At 68.4% G+C, this 1,575-nt stretch carries 1 protein-coding gene and 2 pseudogenes; 2 read left to right on the forward strand and 1 reads right to left on the reverse strand.

The window, feature by feature from the left end; translation table 11 throughout:
* Window positions 1-252 precede the first annotated feature (252 nt).
* Window positions 253-471, forward strand: coding sequence for a hypothetical protein (locus tag ACWD10_RS38400; RefSeq protein WP_451098476.1), 219 nt, complete (start codon window positions 253-255; stop codon window positions 469-471).
* 464 nt (window positions 472-935) lie between these two features.
* On the opposite strand, the pseudogene ACWD10_RS38405 reads toward ACWD10_RS38400, so the two are convergent.
* Window positions 936-1,082 (reverse strand): annotated as a pseudogene (locus ACWD10_RS38405) (hypothetical protein); the annotation flags it as partial.
* 182 nt (window positions 1,083-1,264) lie between these two features.
* Between ACWD10_RS38405 and ACWD10_RS38410 the strand changes: the two are divergent.
* Window positions 1,265-1,366, forward strand: a pseudogene (locus ACWD10_RS38410) (IS481 family transposase); the annotation flags it as partial.
* Window positions 1,367-1,575 lie beyond the last annotated feature (209 nt).

A 1,575-nucleotide genomic window follows, 5' to 3' on the forward strand; every position in this document is an offset into this window, starting at 1 on the left:
GTCGCCTGCCCGGCTGCCCTTAGATGTCACGATCCGGCACTCGAACATCCCGCGAAGCAACCGCTCCGTCGGAACGTCCTTAACTACGGATTAGGTTGGTGCCGCGTCAGCGGCGGAACGTGGCACGGCGGCGGACAGTGTCGGGGAGGGGCCGTGGCGGGCGTCACCCGATTGATGGTGCGGGGTGAGCGGATACGCCGAATTGGAGTGAGGGTGACAGAGTCTGCAGGTCTCCGTAAGAGGAGTTAGATCATGATCATCAAGAAGTTGCACGAGGCGGGTTTGCGCAGTGACCACGCCTATACGGCTGCTATTGCCTCGATCGGGCTTTCGTTCCTGTCGTGGACGGCGTCGGTCAAGGGAGAATCAGCCGGGACGGAGCGCGCCGACCGGTGGGGGATTTTCGTCGGTGAGTGGGCGCCTACGTTTTTCGGCCTGGGTCTTGCGCTGGCCCAGCACGAGAAGGACTGACGAGGCAGCGCCTCGTTCCCCGTGGGGTCGGCCGGTGGCCGGCTCCACGCGCAGTCCCGAATGCTGAGATAAGGTGCCGGTCGCGCAGTATCCCCGTCGCCGCGGTAGTGGACGTCGCGGCCCGCCCGGCGTGGTTCTTCAACTCCGCACGTCGGTGGGACCGGCAGTGGCATCGCGCCCCGCGTCCGGTGGGCTCGTCGCACGACACGCTCGACGACCCGCAGCCGCATGGCCACGTGGAGGCGTGCCTGTGTGTGCAGCTCCCCCTCCATAGCGGAGGCGTGGCACATGTCGGGAGATTGATGCCGCCTCAGCGGCGGGAGGCGGCGCGGCGGTGTCCGGGAGGGTCTGGCTGCGCCAAGCGGCGAGTCGGATGTACGCGGGTGAGATGTCGGCGCTGATGCCGACACGCCCGAGGGCCTTTGCGGCCGCCGCGGTGGTGCCGGTGCCGCCGCGAAGGGGTCCAGGACGATCCCGAACGGCGGGGCGTAGCCGAGTATCAGGCGGCGGGGCAGGGCCTCGGGCATGGCGGCGAAGTGCCGGGCGTCCTGCAGTTCGATCGGCACCTTCAGCGGGGTGGTGGGCACGCTCCACACGCTGGGCAGTCGGGCGTGCTCGGGGTCGTGCCGGTACTGCGGGCCTCGGGTGAAGTGGAAGACGGTTTCGTGGGGCGCGCGCCACGCGGTCGGCGACGGACTCGGGCATGGGGTTGGGCTTGTGCCAGATCATCTCGGACCGATGGACGAGTCCGAGCCGGTCCACGCAGCCGATCGCGTAGCGCCAGGGCAGCACGAGTTCCGAGCGTGAACGCCGCGGCGCCCTCGCGGACTTCCTGAACTACTACAACCACGAGCGGCCGTACGCCGCCCTGGGCGGGAAGCCGCCGATCAGCCGGACCGCCGGTAGCGACTACCGCGTCACCCTCGGCCAGCCGCCGGAACCGCTCGACACCCTCCCGCAGCAGCTGACGTTCGAGGACGTCGTGGAACCAACGTCCTGAGACACCACACCTAGGCCGTTTCTCTCGGATCATCAGATCGTTGGTCTGGTGTGTCGTTGAGTGATGCGCAGTGGGCCAGGATCGAGCCGCTGTTGCCCGACCGC

Source organism: Streptomyces sp. NPDC002851 (assembly GCF_053591935.1).

Bases quoted from the DNA above. Each gene is read 5' to 3' on its own strand.
- ACWD10_RS38400 (WP_451098476.1), top strand. From the start codon at position 253: ATGATCATCAAGAAGTTGCACGAGGCGGGTTTGCGCAGTGACCACGCC.